Raw genomic sequence first — 16,271 nt, forward strand, 5'->3', positions numbered from 1 at the left:
GATGAACCTGTCCCCCCTCAATCGCCGCCGATTCGAGCGTTTCAAAGCCAACAAACGTGGCTGGTGGTCGCTGTGGCTGTTCCTGATTCTGTTCGTGCTGAGCCTGGGCGCGGAATTGATCGCCAACGACAAGCCGTTGGCCGTGCACTTCGACGGCGACTGGTACTTCCCGGCGCTCAAGCGCTACCCGGAAACCACCTTCGGCGGCGAGTTCCCGTTGGAGGCCAACTACAAGAGCCCGTATATCCAGGAATTGCTCAAGGCCAAGGACGCCTGGACGCTGTGGGCGCCGATTCCGTTCAGCTACCAGAGCATCAACTACGACCTGAAGGTGCCGGCGCCCGCGCCGCCCTCGTCGGTCAACCTGCTGGGCACCGACGATCAGGGCCGTGATGTGCTGGCGCGGGTGATCTATGGGTTCCGCGTGTCAGTGCTGTTTGCCCTGACACTGACGGTGCTCAGCTCGATCATCGGCGTGGTCGCCGGAGCCTTGCAGGGTTTCTATGGCGGCTGGGTCGACCTGGCCGGGCAGCGTTTCCTGGAGATCTGGTCGGGCTTGCCGGTGCTGTACCTGCTGATCATTCTCGCCAGTTTTGTGCAGCCCAATTTCTGGTGGCTGCTGGGGATCATGCTGCTGTTTTCCTGGATGAGCCTGGTCGACGTGGTGCGCGCCGAGTTCCTGCGCGGGCGCAACCTCGAATACGTACGCGCGGCCCGCGCCCTGGGCATGCAGAACGGCGCCATCATGTTCCGGCATATCCTGCCCAATGCCATGGTCTCGACCATGACCTTTATGCCGTTCATCCTCACTGGCGCCATTGGCACCCTCACCGCCCTGGACTTTCTCGGCTTCGGCCTGCCGGCTGGGTCACCGTCGTTGGGTGAACTGGTGGCCCAGGGTAAATCCAACCTGCAAGCGCCGTGGCTGGGCATGAGTGCATTTGCCGTGCTGGCGATCATGCTGAGTTTGCTGGTGTTTATCGGCGAGTCCGCGCGCGATGCCTTCGACCCGAGGAAATGAGATGAATCAGGACAATCTGATCGAAGTCCGCGACCTCTGCGTCGAGTTCGTTACCGGCGACCATCACCACCGTGTGGTCAACAATGTCAGCTTCGATATCAAGCGCGGCGAAACCCTGGCCCTGGTCGGCGAAAGCGGCTCGGGCAAATCGGTGACCGCCCACTCGATCCTGCGGCTGCTGCCTTACCCGCTGGCCCGGCACCCGGCCGGCACCATCAACTATTCCGGGCAAGACCTGCTGACGCTCAAAGAAAAAACCATCCGGCATATTCGCGGTAACCGCATTGCGATGATTTTCCAGGAACCGATGACCTCGTTGAACCCGCTGCATTCCATCGAGAAGCAGATCAACGAAGTGCTCGGCCTGCACAAGGGGCTCACGGGCAAAATCGCGACCCGTCGCACCCTGGAATTGCTCGAACTGGTGGGCATTCCCGAACCGCACAAACGCCTGAAGGCTCTGCCCCACGAACTGTCCGGCGGCCAGCGCCAACGGGTGATGATCGCCATGGCGCTGGCCAACGAGCCCGAGTTGCTGATCGCCGACGAGCCGACCACGGCCCTCGACGTGACGGTGCAGTTGAAGATTCTCGAACTGCTCAAAGCATTGCAGGCGCGGCTGGGCATGGCGTTGCTGCTGATCAGCCACGACCTGAACCTGGTGCGACGCATCGCCCACCGCGTATGCGTGATGCAACAGGGCTGCATCGTTGAACAGGCCGAGTGCGAGACGCTGTTCCAGTCGCCGCAGCATCCTTACACCCAGGAACTGTTGGCGGCGGAGCCCAGCGGCGGGCCGGCCACCAATGCGGTGGGGCCGCCGTTGCTGGAAGTCGCCGACCTGAAGGTGTGGTTTGCGATCAAGAAAGGCTTTTTGCGAAACACTGTCGATTACGTCAAGGCGGTGGACGGCATCAACTTCAGCCTGGCCCAGGGCCAGACCCTGGGCATAGTCGGCGAAAGCGGCTCGGGCAAATCGACCCTCGGCCTGGCGATTTTGCGCCTGATCGCAAGCAAAGGCGGGATCCGCTTTGAGGGCCAGCAACTGGACCGACTGACCCAACAGCAAGTGCGCCCGTTGCGGCGAGAAATGCAGGTGGTGTTTCAGGACCCCTTCGGCAGTTTGAGCCCGCGCATGAGCGTCAGCGAAATTGTTGGCGAAGGCTTGCGCATTCACAAGATGGGGACGCCGGCGGAGCAGGAAACGGCGATTATTGCAGCGCTCAAGGAGGTCGGCCTGGACCCCGACGCGCGGCACCGCTACCCGCACGAATTCTCCGGCGGCCAACGGCAGCGCATCGCCATCGCCCGCGCGCTGGTACTCAAGCCACGCCTGATTTTACTGGATGAGCCAACGTCAGCACTGGACCGCACGGTACAGCGCCAAGTGGTGGAATTGCTGCGCAACTTGCAGGCCAAGTACAACTTGACCTATCTGTTCATCAGCCATGACCTGGCAGTGGTGAAGGCCCTGAGCCACCAACTGATGGTCGTAAAGCATGGGCAAGTGGTGGAACAGGGAGAAGCGTCGGCGATCTTTACTGCCCCACAGCATGCCTACACACGGCAGTTGTTGGAGGCAGCGTTCTTGGTACCCGCGGGTGTCCGCGGTTGACCTTGGGCATATCCATTATTTGGGTGATGGCTGATAGCAGTTCCGCCCTCACGGCGCGGGCCGCCTAGAACCCAAAACACATCAAAAACCGAGCACCGCGGCCTCACAACCGCCCTGGCGATGGAAGCAGATCTCGGTCAAATTGTGGGAGCGGGCTTGCTCGCGAATGCGCTGGGTCAGTTACAAATGAGCTGACTGACCCACCGCATTCGCGAGCAAGCCCGCTCCCACATTTGGAACTGGGTACATCAGGCAGAAGGTGGGCAGTTCTTCAGACTGTATTGGGTCAATCTGGGAGCTGGTATGGGGTCTGCGGCTGGGCATGCCTGATGTATCGAAGTGTCTGCATCGCAGGCAAGCCAGCTCCCACAGAAAAGCAGAGCACTGCGGTGCTGGCAACTGAACTCGATCAACATTGTGGGAGCGGGCTTGCTCGGGAATGCGGTGGGGCAGTTACAAATAAGCCGACTGGCACACCGCTTTCGCGAGCAAGCCCGCTCCCACATTTTGAACTGGGTACATTAGGCAGAGGGTGGGCAGTTCTTTAGACTGTATTGGGTCAATCTGGGAGCTGGTATGGGGTCTGCGGCTGGGCATGCCTGATGTATCGAAGTGTCTGTATCGCAGGCAAGCCAGCTCCCACAGAAAAGCAGAGCACTACGGTGCTGGCAGCTGAACTCGGTCAACATTGTGGGAGCGGGCTTGCTCGCGAATGCGCTGGGTCAGTTACAAATGAGCTGACTGACCCACCGCATTCGCGAGCAAGCCCGCTCCCACATTTTGAACTGGGTACATCAGGCAGAGGGTGGGCAGTTCTTTAGACTGTATTGGGTCAATCTGGGAGCTGGTATGGGGCCTGCTGCCGGGTATGCCTGATGTATCGAAGTGTCTGCATCGCAGGCAAGCCAGCTCCCACAGAAAAGCAGTGCACTGCGGTGCTGGCAGCTAAACTCGGTCAACATTGTGGGAGCGGGCTTGCTCGCGAAGGCGGCGCATCAGTGACAGATGAGCTGACTGACCCACCGCTTTCGCGAGCAAGCCCGCTCCCACATTTGGATCTCATTTCATCAGGTAAACGTGGTGTTGCTGTGCGTTTGCTGTGCTTTTGCCCTGCTTTTGCTTCTACCACTCAGGCCGGCTGTCAGGCCGCCGTGCTCTGCTTTTGACTTTGATCTGCTGTTGATCTTGATCTGACAGGCCCCGTTAACCACGCTGGCCGAACGCAGGCTTGAATCCGTGGGTAACCCGGCAGGACGCCGGGTTAGCCGCACTGGGCCAAGGATGGCCCATTGCGGCGGCCCACGGATTCAAGCCGGAGAGAGGGCATGCCGAGCCTGGGCGAGGCACCGAGTGGTGGGGCAAAGACCTTTTGGTTACTTTTGGGGCGTTTGCCAAAAGTGACCCGCTGTAAGAGCGGAACCCATAGCCGCCGTTACCGCAGCAACGGATATGTACTCAACCAACCAACCAACCAACCAACCAACAAATCATTGGAACTTTGCCAGGAAATAACCGCCTGAATCCGGTACGCTCACCCTTTTTACATCAAGGAGTTACTCCCCATGGCCAAAGCCACCGCCCGTCACATCCTCGTTCCCACTGAAGAAAAGTGCAACGAACTCAAAGCCCAGATCGAAGGCGGCGCCGATTTCGCAGAAATCGCCAAAGCCAACTCCAGCTGCCCATCCAGCAGCGACGGCGGCAACCTGGGCTCGTTCGGCCCAGGCCAAATGGTTAAAGAATTCGACACCGTCGTCTTCAGCGCCCCGGTCAACACCGTGCAAGGCCCGGTAAAAACCCAGTTCGGTTACCACCTGCTGGAAGTCACCAGCCGCCAGGACTGATCCAGTCTGCGCTGACGCTCTAAACAACGGCCCGCCTTTTGGCGGGCCGTTGTGCATGTGGTGACGGGCGACGCTTAAGCCGTTAACGTACCCGTCCCTATTCTTCTTCACCTGGCGTTCAAGGCTGATAATGCGATTGGCTTTTTCCCTGAAACTCCTCGGCGCTGCCCTGGGCCTGCTAATGGCCAGCACCGCCGCGACTGCAGCCCCGCAAACTTACTTGACCGTGTACGGCGAACCCGCCAAATACCCCGCCGGTTTCACCCACTTCGACTACGCCAACCCTGACGCCCCCAAAGGCGGCAGCCTGCGACGCTCAGCCATCGAAATCGGGCGTTTCGACCATGTGTTGCCGTATATCGACAAAGGCATCGGCGTCTCCCAGGTCGACGGCTGGCTGTACGCCCCGCTGGCCCAGCGCTCCCTGGATGAGCCCTACACCGTTTACGGCCTGGTTGCAGAGAAGATGGAACGCTCGGACGACGGCCTGTCGCTGCGTTTCTACCTCAACCCCAAGGCGCGTTTTGCCGACGGCAAGCCGATCACCGCCGAAGATGTGCGCTACAGCTTCGACCTGCTGATGACCCAAGGCAGCCTGCGTTTTCGCACCCTGTTCGCCGACGTCAAGCACGTCGAAGTCGAAGGCGAGCGCCAGGTGCGTTTTGACTTTTCCAGCAATGAAAACCGCACCCTGCCCCTGGATATCGCCACCTTGCCGGTATTCCCCGAACACTGGTGGAAGACCCGCGATTTCGCCAATGGCGGCGGCTATGAAGCCCCGCTGGGCAGCGGCCCGTACAAAATCAGCAAGATCGACTCCGGCAGCACCATCACCTTTACCCGCGACCCGGACTGGTGGGGCAAGGACTTGCCCGTCAGCCGTGGCCTGTACAACTTCAATCACTTGAGCCTGGAGTATTTCGGCGATACCGAGGTGGCGCGCCAGGTACTGCGCGGCGGCGCCTACGACTTCAATCGCGAGTTCTCCGCCACCGGTTATTCCATCGGTTACAACGGCCCGGCCCTCGACGACGGCCGCCTGCAACGTGCGCACCTGGCCAAAGAAATGCCGCAACCGGCCCAAGGCTATGTGTTCAACGTACAAAAGCCGATGTTCAAGGACCGCCGGGTGCGTCAGGCGCTGGCGATGCTGTGGGACTTCGAATGGGCCAACCGTCAGATGATGCGCAACCTGTACATTCGCCAGCAAAGCTATTTCTCCAATAGCGAGCTGGCGGCGAGCCAATTGCCGACCAAAGAAGAGCTGGCGATTCTGGAACCCCTGCGTGGGCAGATTCCCGACGAAGCCTTCACCCAGGTGTTCAAGGCGCCGGTCACCGACGGCAGTGGCATGATCCGCGACAAGCAGCTGCAAGCCCTGGCCTTGCTCGAAGCGGCCGGCTGGACACCGGATGGCGACAAGCTGGTGAATGCACAAGGCGAACCGCTGGAGTTCACCTTCCTCAATGCCCAACCCGGCCTGGAACGTCTGTTGCTGCCCTACAAACGCAACCTCGCGCAGATCGGCATTACCCTGAATATCCGCCGCATCGACTCCTCGCAATACGTCAACCGCATGATGGCGCGGGACTACGACATGATCGTGATTGGCTTCCCGGTGACCACCTCGCCCGGCATGGAGCTGTACAACTACTTCGGCTCCCAGGCGGCCTACGACCCCGGTGCCAATAACTACATGGTGTTGAAAGACCCGGCCGTCGACACCCTGATCAACGGCCTGGTCAAGGCCAACACCCACGCCCAGATGCTCACATACGCCCACGCCCTGGACCGAGTGCTGCAATGGAGCTACCTGTGGATTCCGAATTACTACCCGCCCGGCACTTCCGCCGCGTGGTGGAACCGCTTCGGGCGCCCGGCCATCGAGGCCAAAAACGACGAAGCGCTGGAAACCTGGTGGGAAATCAGCCCCACGCCACTGACGAATGAGCAAATGAACGCCGAGTTGAAAAAACGCGCAGGTGCCCGCTGATGTTTGCCTATATCGTGCGGCGCCTGCTGCTGATCATCCCGACGCTGGTGATCATCCTGCTGGTGAATTTCGTGATCGTCCAGGCCGCGCCCGGCGGGCCGGTCGAACAGGCTATTGCGCACTTGCAAGGGATCGGCGGGGGCGGCATCGGCGGCTCTTCCGGCGAAAGCATCAGCGGCTCGCGGGCCAGCCGTGGCCTCGACCCCAAGCTGATCAAGGACATCGAAAAACAATACGGCTTCGACAAGCCCGCCCCGGAACGCCTGTGGTTGATGCTCAAGAACTACGCCCGGCTGGACTTCGGCAACAGCTTCTTCCGGGGCAAGACTGTGATCGACCTGATCCTGGAAAAGATGCCGGTGACCATTTCCCTGGGTTTATGGGCCACCTTGATTACCTACCTGGTGTCGATCCCTCTGGGCATTCGCAAAGCCGTGCGCCATGGCAGCAGCTTTGACGTGTGGAGCAGCACCGCCATCGTCATCGGCTACGCGATGCCGGCGTTCCTGTTTGCGATGTTCCTGATTGTGCTGTTCGCCGGTGGCACGTCGCTGAACTGGTTCCCGGTGCGCGGGCTGGTGTCGGAGAACTTCGACGAACTGAGCACCGTCGGCAAGATCGCCGACTACTTCTGGCACCTGGTGTTGCCCGTCACCGCGCTGGTGATCGGCGGGTTTGCCACCCTGACAATCCTCACCAAGAACTCATTCTTGAATGAAATCACCCGCCAGTATGTGGTCACGGCCCGCGCCAAAGGCTTGAGCGAACGACGTGTGCTCTATGGCCATGTGTTCCGCAACGCGATGCTGCTGGTGATCTCGGGGATTCCCCAGGCGTTTATCAGCGTGTTTTTCGCCGGTTCCCTGCTCATCGAAGTGATCTTCTCCCTCGATGGCCTGGGCCGCATGAGCTACGAAGCCGCCGTGTCGCGTGACTACCCGGTGGTGTTCGGCTCGCTGTTTATCTTCACGTTGTTCGGCCTGCTGATAAAACTCATCGGGGACCTTTGCTACACCCTGGTGGACCCGCGTATCGACTTCGCGGCGAGGAACGCCTGATGCTTAATCTATCCCCGGTGGCGCGTCGGCGTTTCGAGCGATTCAAGAAAAACCGTCGCGGTTGGTGGTCGCTGTGGCTGTTTATCGGCCTGTTTATCCTGACCCTGGGCGGCGAATTGATCGCCAATGACAAACCGCTGCTGCTCAGTTTCAAGAACGAGCTGTATTTCCCGGTGTTCAAGCGCTACACCGAGCAGCAGTTCGGCGGGCAGCTGCCGTTCCAGGCCGACTACCGCAGTGACTACGTGCAAAAGCTGATCAAGCAGGACGGCGGCTGGATGCTGTTCCCGCCGATCCCGTTCAGCGACGACACCCCCAACTACGAACTGACCCGCCCTGCCCCCAGCCCGCCCTCGGCGGTGGACTGGCTGGGCACTGACGATCAGTCGCGCGATGTGCTGGCGCGGGTGATCTTTGGAGCACGGGTGTCGATCCTGTTTGCACTGGCGTTGACGGCCATCAGCGCCGCCATCGGCATTGCCGCCGGGGCCTTGCAGGGTTACTACGGCGGCTGGGTGGATCTGCTGGGCCAGCGCCTATTGGAAGTCTGGTCCGGATTGCCGGTGCTGTACCTGCTGATCATTCTGTCGGGCTTTGTCGAGCCGAACTTCTGGTGGTTGCTGGGGATCATGGCGCTGTTTTCCTGGCTGGCCCTGGTGGACGTGGTGCGCGCCGAGTTCCTGCGCGGGCGCAACCTGGAGTACGTCAAGGCCGCCCGCGCATTGGGCCTGGGTGACGGCAAGATCATTCGCCGGCATATCCTGCCGAATGCCATGACCGCCACCCTGAGTTACCTGCCGTTTATTTTGACCGGAGCGATCTCCACGTTGAGCGCCCTGGATTTCCTCGGTTTCGGCATGCCGGCGGGCAGCGCGTCGCTGGGCGAGCTGATTGCCCAGGGCAAGCAAAACCTGCAAGCGCCGTGGCTGGGCCTGACGGCATTTTTCACCCTGGCGCTGATCCTGTCGCTGCTGGTCTTTATTGGCGAGGCATTACGTGATGCCTTCGACCCACGTTCATGAGTGACTGCAGATGAACCTGATCGAAATCCGCGACCTCAGCGTCGCCTTCAGCGGCCAGACCGTCGTACGCAACCTGAGCCTGGACGTACGCCCCGGCGAGTGCCTGGCATTGGTGGGCGAGTCGGGCTCGGGCAAGTCGGTGACGGCCCATTCGATTTTGCAATTGCTGCCCGAAGCCGGCACGGCAACCACCGGCTCCGTGAAGTATCGCGGCCAGGAGTTGATCGGCGCGCCAGCCGGCACGTTGCAAAAGCTGCGCGGCAACCGCATTGCGATGATCTTCCAGGAGCCGATGACCTCCCTCAACCCGTTGCACAGCATCGAAAAGCAAATCGGCGAAACCCTGCTGTTGCACAAGGGCCTGGGCGGCAAGGCAGCGCAGGCGCGGATCCTCGAACTGCTTGAACTGGTGGGCATCCAGAAGCCCCAGGAACGGCTCAAGGCGTATCCGCACCAGCTCTCCGGCGGCCAGCGCCAGCGCGTGATGATCGCCATGGCCCTGGCCTGCGAGCCGGAACTGCTGATCGCCGACGAACCCACCACCGCGCTGGACGTGACCGTGCAGCGCAAGATCCTGCTGCTGCTCAAGTCCCTGCAACAACGGTTGGGCATGTCGCTGCTGCTGATCAGCCATGACCTCAACCTGGTGCGCAGCATTGCCCAGCGCGTGTGCGTGATGCACGCCGGTGAGATTGTCGAGCAGGCCGATTGCCAGACGCTGTTCACCGCACCGCAGCATCCTTACAGCCGCCTGCTGCTGGATGCCGAGCCTGCCGGTGATGTGCTGTGCAGCGACGAGCGCGAGACGGTGTTGCAGGTCGACAACCTGACCGTGCAGTTCCCCCTCGGCGGCGGGCTGTTCCGGCGCAAAACTTACCTGCGTGCCGTGGACGGCATCAGCCTCAGCGTGCAGCGCGGCAAGACCTTGGGGATTGTCGGCGAGTCCGGTTCAGGCAAGTCGACCCTCGGCCAGGCGATCCTGCGCTTGCTCGACTCCACCGGCAGCATCCGCTTCCAGGGCCACGCCCTCGACCCCCTGAACAACCAGCAAATGCGCCCGTGGCGCAAGCAGATGCAGGTGGTGTTCCAGGACCCGTTCGGCAGCCTCAGCCCGCGCATGTCGGTGCAACAGATCATCAGCGAAGGCCTGGAAGTGCACGCGCCGTGCAGCCTGGCCGACCGCGATGCGCAAGTGATTCAGGTGCTCAAGGACGTGGGCCTCGACCCCGCCAGCCGTCATCGTTACCCCCATGAGTTTTCCGGTGGCCAGCGCCAACGCATCGCTATCGCCCGCGCCTTGGTGCTCAAGCCGGCGCTGATGTTGCTGGACGAACCCACGTCCGCCCTCGACCGCACGGTGCAGAAGCAGGTCGTGGCGTTATTGCGTGAACTGCAGGAAAAATACGCCCTGACCTACCTGTTTATCAGCCATGACCTGGCGGTGGTACGCGCCATGGCCCACGACATGATCGTGATCAAGGATGGCAAGGTGGTGGAGCGCGGCGCGAGCCATGACGTGTTCGAGGCGCCGCAGCACGCGTACACCAAGGAGCTTCTGGCGGCAGCGCATATTCCTTTGTAGGAGCGCGACCCTCTTCATATTTTATGTTGGCGGCGGGTGCATGAATAGCAACGAAAGCCTCAAGGATTACCAACGGGTGCGCGGCCTGGCCATCCAGTCGCTGTTCGAGATCATCGAGCAGTCCAGCGAAGGCACAGTGATTGTCGACCGTGACGCGAATATCGTCTGGATGAACGAGCGCTATGCCAAGCGCTTCGGCCTCAAAAGCGCCGACGATGCCATTGGCCAGCCGTGTGAGCAGGTGATCGCCAACAGTTTGTTGCGCCAGGTCGTGCGCAACGATCAGCCGATTTTGCTGGATATCCAGGACACGCCCAAGGGCCCACTGGTGGTGATGCGCCTGCCGATTCACGACGATGCCGGCGCGGTGATTGGTGCGATTGGGTTTGCGCTGTTTGATGAGCTGCGCAACCTGTCGCCACTGATCGAGCGTTACCTGAGCATGCAGCAGGAGCTGGCCTCCACGCGGTCGTTGCTGCGTTCGCGGCAGAGCAAATACAACTTCGCGCACTTTATCGGCACCAGTGCGGCCAGCCTGGAAGTCAAACGCCGAGCGCGGCGCAGTGCGAGTGCCGAGTCACCGGTGTTGCTGCTGGGCGAAACCGGAACTGGCAAGGAGCTGCTGGCCCAGGCGATCCATGGCGCCTCGCCGCGTGCGCACAAAGCCTTCGTCAGTATCAACAGTGCCGCGATTCCCCACGACCTGCTCGAAGCCGAGTTTTTCGGCACCGCGCCGGGCGCGTTTACCGGGGCCGACCGCAAAGGCCGTCCCGGTAAGTTGCAGATCGCCCACGGCGGCACGCTGTTTCTGGATGAAATCGGTGATATGCCGCTGGCGCTGCAAAGCAAACTGCTGCGGGTGTTGCAGGAGAAGGAATACGAAGCGGTCGGCTCCAACGACATGCTGCACAGCGATGTGCGGGTGATTGCCGCGACGTCCATGGACCTCGAAGCGGCGATCAAGCGCGGTGAGTTTCGTGCAGATTTGTATTACCGGCTGAATGTGCTGCCCATCCAGGTGCCGCCCTTGCGGGAGCGACTGGATGATATTCCAGCATTGAGCGAGGCGATTCTGGAAGAGCTGCGCAGCCAGCATGAACTGGACCGCGAGGCCCTCGCGCTGTTGGCACAGCATGCGTGGCCGGGGAACATCCGTGAGTTGCGCAATGTGCTGGAACGCGCGGCGTTGTTGAGTGATGACCTGATGCTGGATGCCAGGGAGATTCGCGCGGCGATTGGGACGTTTAGCCCGGTGACGCGTGGCCCGGTGGAAACCCTCGAGGGCGAGACGTTTGCGGCGGCGCGGGAGCGCTTTGATCGGCAGCTGATTGCCGCGGCGTTGAAGGCCTGTGACGGCAATGTGGTGGACGCGGCCAAGCGGTTGGGGCTGGGCAGGTCGACGCTGTACAAGAAAATGGTTGCCCTTGGCATCGCCTAGTCTCAAAACAGAGAAACAATTCTATCTATGAAGACAATCTAATGTGGGAGCGGGCTTGCTCGCGAATGCGGTATTTCAGCCAGCTCATCTAGCACTGACACACCGCTTTCGCGAGCAAGCCCGCTCCCACATTGGGCCTTCACTTGTCTCTAGATAGAGACAAAATTCTGACCCGCCGATCTAAATTCAAATAATATTCTTATATTTCAACACGTTAACGTTTTGGCACACATCTCGCTATAGCCCCTCTCCAAAGCACCACCCCACAACAATAACAATCCGATTTGGAGACACACCATGAGTGTGATCATTGCCCTGGCAGCCCTCGCGCTGTTGATGCTGGCAGCCTACCGTGGCTACAGCGTTATCCTGTTTGCCCCCATCGCCGCCCTCGGCGCTGTGCACCTCACCGACCCGTCCGCCGTCGCCCCTGCCTTTACCGGGGTGTTCATGGAGAAAATGGTCGGCTTTATCAAATTGTATTTCCCGGTGTTCCTGCTTGGCGCGGTGTTCGGCAAGCTGATCGAGCTGTCGGGCTTTTCGCGCTCGATTGTTGCCGCCGCGATCCGTTTGCTTGGCACACGCCAGGCGATGCTGGTGATCGTGCTGGTCTGTGCCCTGCTCACCTACGGCGGCGTGTCGTTGTTTGTGGTGGTGTTTGCGGTCTACCCGTTCGCAGCGGAGATGTTCCGCCAGAGCAATATCCCCAAGCGCCTGATCCCGGCAACCATCGCCCTTGGCGCGTTCTCGTTCACCATGGACGCCCTGCCCGGCACGCCGCAGATCCAGAACATCATCCCCAGCACCTTCTTCAATACCACCGCGTGGGCTGCGCCGTGGCTGGGCTTGATCGGCACGATCTTCGTGTTCTGCACCGGCATGCTCTACCTGGCGCGCCAGCGCAACAAGGCCCAGCGTGCCGGCGAAGGCTATGGCACCGAGCTGCGTAACGAGCCGGAAACCGCCGAGAACCTCACCTTGCCCAACCCATGGATCGCGCTGTCGCCGCTGATTCTGGTGGGCGTGATGAACCTGCTGTTCACCCACTGGATTCCGCAGTGGTATGGCAAGACCCATAGCCTGAGCCTGCCGGGCATGAGCGCGCCGGTGACCACCGAAGTCGCCAAGCTCACGGCAATCTGGGCGGTGCAGGCGGCGTTGCTGGTGGGCATTGTCATGGTGCTGGTGTTCGGCTGGTCGGCGATTCGCGACAAGCTCGCCGAAGGCAGTAAAAGCGCGGTCAGCGGTGCGCTGCTGGCGGCGATGAACACCGCATCGGAATACGGCTTTGGTGCGGTCATCGCCTCACTGCCGGGCTTTCTGGTGCTGGCGGACTGGCTCAAGGGCATCCCCAATCCGCTGGTCAACGAAGCGATCACCGTGACCTTGCTGGCCGGTATCACCGGTTCGGCCTCGGGCGGCATGAGCATCGCCCTGGCGGCGATGTCCGAAAGCTTTATTTCCGCGGCTCATGCGGCCAATATCCCCCTTGAAGTGCTGCACCGGGTAGCGGCCATGGCCAGCGGCGGCATGGACACCCTGCCCCACAACGGCGCGGTGATTACGCTGCTGGCGGTGACCGGGCTGACCCACCGCGAAGCCTACAAGGATATTTTCGGCATCACGATTATCAAGACCCTCGCGGTGTTCGTGGTGATCGGTACTTTCTACGCCACCGGCATTGTGTGAGGTTGACATGACGAACTTGAACGGCAAGACCGCCCTGGTCACCGGCTCCACCAGCGGCATCGGCCTGGGCATAGCGCTCAGCCTGGCCAAGGCCGGCGCCAACCTGATCCTCAACGGCTTCGGCGACGCCAGCGCGGTGATCGCCCAGGTGCAGGCGTTCGGCGGTAAAGTCGGCCATCACCCGGCAGACGTCAGCGACCCGGCGCAGATCGCCGACATGCTGGCCTATGCCGAGCGTGAATTCGGTGGCGTGGATATATTGGTCAATAACGCCGGCATTCAGCACGTGTCGGCGGTGGAGGATTTCCCGGTGGAACGCTGGGATTCGATCATCGCGATCAACCTGTCGTCGGTATTCCACAGCACGCGCTTGAGCCTGCCGGGCATGAAGGCCAAAGGCTGGGGGCGTATCGTCAATATCGCCTCGGTGCACGGCCTGGTCGGTTCGGTGGGCAAGGCCGCGTACGTGGCGGCCAAGCATGGCGTGATCGGCCTGACCAAAGTGGTGGGCCTGGAGACGGCCACCAGTAACGTCACCTGCAACGCCATCTGCCCCGGCTGGGTGCTGACGCCGCTGGTGCAGAAGCAGATTGATGACCGTGCGGCCAACGGCGTTGATCCGCAGCAGGCGCAGCATGATTTGCTCGCGGAGAAACAGCCGTCGCTGGAGTTTGTGACACCGCCGCAGTTGGGTGAGCTGGTGTTGTTTCTGTGCAGCGAGGCCGGTGCCCAGGTGCGCGGCGCGGCGTGGAATATCGATGGCGGCTGGCTGGCGCAGTAAACCCCGGCTATTCCACACGCAGGCGTTTTAAAATGTGGCAGCGGGCTTGCTCGCGAAGGAGGCGCGTCAGCCAGTTTGTAACTGACCCACCGCATTCGCGAGCAAGCCCGCTCGCACATTTGCTCCGTGCTGTTGGGTAGATTTCATCTAAGCACAAGAGATTGCGCAATGTCCGAGATCCTCTGGCAACCTTCCCCGGAACGCATCGCCAACACGCGGATGGACCAGTTCCGCCGCTTCGCCAACGACCGCTACAGCGTGCAACTGCCCGACTACCCGGCCCTGCACCAGTGGAGCATCGACCAGCGCGCCGACTTCTGGCAGGCCATCGTCGGGTTCTTTGACGTGCAATTTCGCAGCCCGCCCTCGGTGACGCTGATCGAAGACCGTGAAATGCCCAGCGCCCAGTGGTTTCCCGACGCCACGCTGAACTTTGCCGAACACCTGCTGCGCCGCCGTGATGATCACCCGGCCGTGGTCGCCATCAGCGAGGACGGCCAGCGCGAACAGCTGACCTACGCCGAACTGGCTAGCCACGTCGCCGGCCTGCAACACAGCCTGCGCGCAGCGGGTGTAGGGGTGGGCGACCGCGTGGCCGCGTGCATGCCCAACACCTGGCAAACCCTGGTCGGCATGCTCGCCACCAGCAGCCTCGGGGCGATCTGGTCCTGTTCATCGCCGGACTTCGGCACCCAAGGCGTGATCGACCGTTTCGGCCAGATCGAACCCAAGGTGCTGATCACCTGCGCGGGTTATCGCTACGCCGGCAAGGCCATCGACCAAAGCGCCAAGCTGCATGAAATCCTCGCGCGCCTGCCGTCCCTGCAACAGCTGATCATCGTGCCGTATGCCCGGCCACAGGCGACAGCCGCGGATTATCAGACCCACGCCAAGGTCACGCGGTGGGACGACTTTTACCAACCCGGCGGCGAACCTGAATTTGTCGCAGTGCCGTTCAATCACCCGCTGTACATCCTCTATTCCAGCGGCACCACCGGCGTGCCCAAGTGCATCATCCACGGCACCGGCGGCGTGTTGCTCACGCACCTCAAGGAACACGGCCTGCATGCCGACCTGTCGCGGGATGACTGCCTCTTTTACTACACCACGTGCGGCTGGATGATGTGGAACTGGCTGGTGTCGGTGCTGGCCCTCGGCGCGACCGCCGTGCTGTACGACGGCTCGCCCTTTCACCCCGGCCCCGAACGGCTGATCGACCTGATCGATGCCGAGACAATCAGCGTATTCGGCACCAGCCCGAAATACCTCGTCACCCTGGAAAAAGCCGGCCTGCAACCGCGGCTGAGTCATGATTTGAGCAGCCTCAAAGGGCTGATTTCAACCGGCTCGCCGCTGTCGCCGCAGAGCTACGACTACGTGTACCGCGACATCAAAAGCGAGCTGTGCCTGTCGTCGATGTCGGGCGGCACCGATATCGTCTCCTGCTTTGTGATCGGCAACCCGGTGCTGCCGGTGCGGCGTGGCGAAATGCAGTGCAAGAGCCTGGCGATGGCCATCGAAGTGTGGAACGACCAGGGCCAGCCGCTGATTGGCGAAAAAGGCGAATTGGTCTGCACTCGGCATTTTCCGGCCATGCCGATCGGGCTGTGGAATGACCCGCACCAGCACACGCTGCGCGCGGCGTATTTCAGCCAGTTTCCCGGTGTATGGGCCCAGGGCGACTACGCCGAACAACGCCCCAATGGCAGCCTGCTGATTCATGGGCGCTCCGACGCGGTGCTCAACCCGGGCGGTGTGCGCATCGGCACGGCGGAGATTTATCGCCAGGTGGAAAAGGTCCCGCAGGTCCTGGAAAGCCTGGCCATCGGCCAACGCTGGCAGGACGATGTGCGGGTGGTGCTGTTTGTGCGCCTCAATGAGGGCATTGAACTCGATGACGCCCTGGAGCAACAGATTCGCCAGGTGATTCGCGCCAACACCACGCCGCGCCATGTGCCGGCGAAAATCCTCGCCGTCACCGATATCCCGCGCACCATCAGCGGCAAGATCGTCGAACTGGCGGTGCGCAACGTGGTGCACGGTGAACCGGTGAAGAACACTGACGCGTTGGCAAACCCGGAGGCGCTCGCGCAGTTTCGTGATCGACCGGAGCTGGCATAAACAAGAAAGGTTTCCGCCCTGAAGCACGCAGTTGAAGACAAACCCCCAATGCATGCTATTTTTCGAGGGGTAGTCAGCCGTTCCCGTGTCGCGGGATAATCGGCTTT

Annotated in this window: 11 protein-coding genes; all 11 read left to right on the forward strand. The window is 61.3% G+C overall.

The features are described 5' to 3' along the window. The first annotated feature begins 1 nt into the window (after nt 1). The 11 genes from JFT85_RS04765 (at nt 2) to JFT85_RS04815 (ending at nt 16,164) form a co-directional block, all read left to right on the forward strand. The gene (locus JFT85_RS04765) at nt 2–1,021 is read left to right on the forward strand and encodes an ABC transporter permease (protein WP_053255688.1); all 1,020 of its coding nucleotides are present in this window, start codon (nt 2–4) and stop codon (nt 1,019–1,021) included. A gap of 1 nt (nt 1,022) precedes the next feature. Then, the gene (locus JFT85_RS04770) at nt 1,023–2,636 is read left to right on the forward strand and encodes an ABC transporter ATP-binding protein (RefSeq protein WP_053255687.1); all 1,614 of its coding nucleotides are present in this window, start codon (nt 1,023–1,025) and stop codon (nt 2,634–2,636) included. Nucleotides 2,637–4,198: 1,562 nt separating this feature from the next. Beyond that, nucleotides 4,199–4,480 (forward strand): peptidylprolyl isomerase, encoded by a 282-nt coding sequence (locus tag JFT85_RS04775; RefSeq protein WP_078828074.1) that lies wholly within the window; start codon nt 4,199–4,201, stop codon nt 4,478–4,480. A gap of 130 nt (nt 4,481–4,610) precedes the next feature. Beyond that, entirely contained in the window at nt 4,611–6,473 is a 1,863-nt protein-coding gene (locus tag JFT85_RS04780) for an extracellular solute-binding protein (protein WP_069552348.1), read from the forward strand. After that, complete coding sequence (locus JFT85_RS04785; protein ID WP_053255684.1) at nt 6,473–7,531, forward strand: microcin C ABC transporter permease YejB; 1,059 nt, start codon at nt 6,473–6,475, stop codon at nt 7,529–7,531. The genes JFT85_RS04780 and JFT85_RS04785 overlap by 1 nt, the downstream gene beginning before the upstream one ends. Then, nucleotides 7,531–8,553, forward strand: coding sequence for an ABC transporter permease (locus JFT85_RS04790; RefSeq protein WP_201229342.1), 1,023 nt, complete (start codon nt 7,531–7,533; stop codon nt 8,551–8,553). Before JFT85_RS04785 ends, JFT85_RS04790 begins: the two co-directional genes overlap by 1 nt. 10 nt (nt 8,554–8,563) lie before the next feature. Beyond that, the gene (locus JFT85_RS04795) at nt 8,564–10,135 is read left to right on the forward strand and encodes an ABC transporter ATP-binding protein (RefSeq protein ID WP_053255682.1); all 1,572 of its coding nucleotides are present in this window, start codon (nt 8,564–8,566) and stop codon (nt 10,133–10,135) included. 40 nt (nt 10,136–10,175) lie between these two features. Then, nucleotides 10,176–11,573 carry a sigma-54 interaction domain-containing protein gene (locus JFT85_RS04800; RefSeq protein ID WP_053255681.1) on the forward strand — a complete coding sequence of 466 codons (1,398 nt, stop codon included), beginning with the start codon at nt 10,176–10,178 and terminating at the stop codon, nt 11,571–11,573. A gap of 297 nt (nt 11,574–11,870) precedes the next feature. Beyond that, nucleotides 11,871–13,262, forward strand: coding sequence for a GntP family permease (locus JFT85_RS04805; protein ID WP_201229344.1), 1,392 nt, complete (start codon nt 11,871–11,873; stop codon nt 13,260–13,262). A 7-nt stretch (nt 13,263–13,269) separates the two neighbouring features. Further along, nucleotides 13,270–14,043 (forward strand): 3-hydroxybutyrate dehydrogenase, encoded by a 774-nt coding sequence (locus JFT85_RS04810; RefSeq protein WP_053255679.1) that lies wholly within the window; start codon nt 13,270–13,272, stop codon nt 14,041–14,043. A 168-nt stretch (nt 14,044–14,211) separates the two neighbouring features. Beyond that, on the forward strand, nt 14,212–16,164 hold the full coding sequence (locus tag JFT85_RS04815; protein WP_201229346.1) for an acetoacetate--CoA ligase: 1,953 nt from the start codon (nt 14,212–14,214) through the stop codon (nt 16,162–16,164). The last annotated feature ends 107 nt before the right edge of the window (nt 16,165–16,271 follow it).

Source organism: Pseudomonas sp. TH04 (assembly GCF_016651355.1).
In the GTDB taxonomy this organism is placed as follows: domain Bacteria; phylum Pseudomonadota; class Gammaproteobacteria; order Pseudomonadales; family Pseudomonadaceae; genus Aquipseudomonas; species Aquipseudomonas fluorescens.

Coding starts and splice junctions, on each gene's coding strand:
- JFT85_RS04765 (WP_053255688.1), top strand. CDS start 2: ATGAACCTGTCCCCCCTCAATCGCCGCCGATTCGAGCGTTTCAAAGCC.
- JFT85_RS04770 (WP_053255687.1), top strand. CDS start 1,023: ATGAATCAGGACAATCTGATCGAAGTCCGCGACCTCTGCGTCGAGTTC.
- JFT85_RS04775 (WP_078828074.1), top strand. CDS start 4,199: ATGGCCAAAGCCACCGCCCGTCACATCCTCGTTCCCACTGAAGAAAAG.
- JFT85_RS04780 (WP_069552348.1), top strand. CDS start 4,611: ATGCGATTGGCTTTTTCCCTGAAACTCCTCGGCGCTGCCCTGGGCCTG.
- JFT85_RS04785 (WP_053255684.1), top strand. CDS start 6,473: ATGTTTGCCTATATCGTGCGGCGCCTGCTGCTGATCATCCCGACGCTG.
- JFT85_RS04790 (WP_201229342.1), top strand. CDS start 7,531: ATGCTTAATCTATCCCCGGTGGCGCGTCGGCGTTTCGAGCGATTCAAG.
- JFT85_RS04795 (WP_053255682.1), top strand. CDS start 8,564: ATGAACCTGATCGAAATCCGCGACCTCAGCGTCGCCTTCAGCGGCCAG.
- JFT85_RS04800 (WP_053255681.1), top strand. CDS start 10,176: ATGAATAGCAACGAAAGCCTCAAGGATTACCAACGGGTGCGCGGCCTG.
- JFT85_RS04805 (WP_201229344.1), top strand. CDS start 11,871: ATGAGTGTGATCATTGCCCTGGCAGCCCTCGCGCTGTTGATGCTGGCA.
- JFT85_RS04810 (WP_053255679.1), top strand. CDS start 13,270: ATGACGAACTTGAACGGCAAGACCGCCCTGGTCACCGGCTCCACCAGC.
- JFT85_RS04815 (WP_201229346.1), top strand. CDS start 14,212: ATGTCCGAGATCCTCTGGCAACCTTCCCCGGAACGCATCGCCAACACG.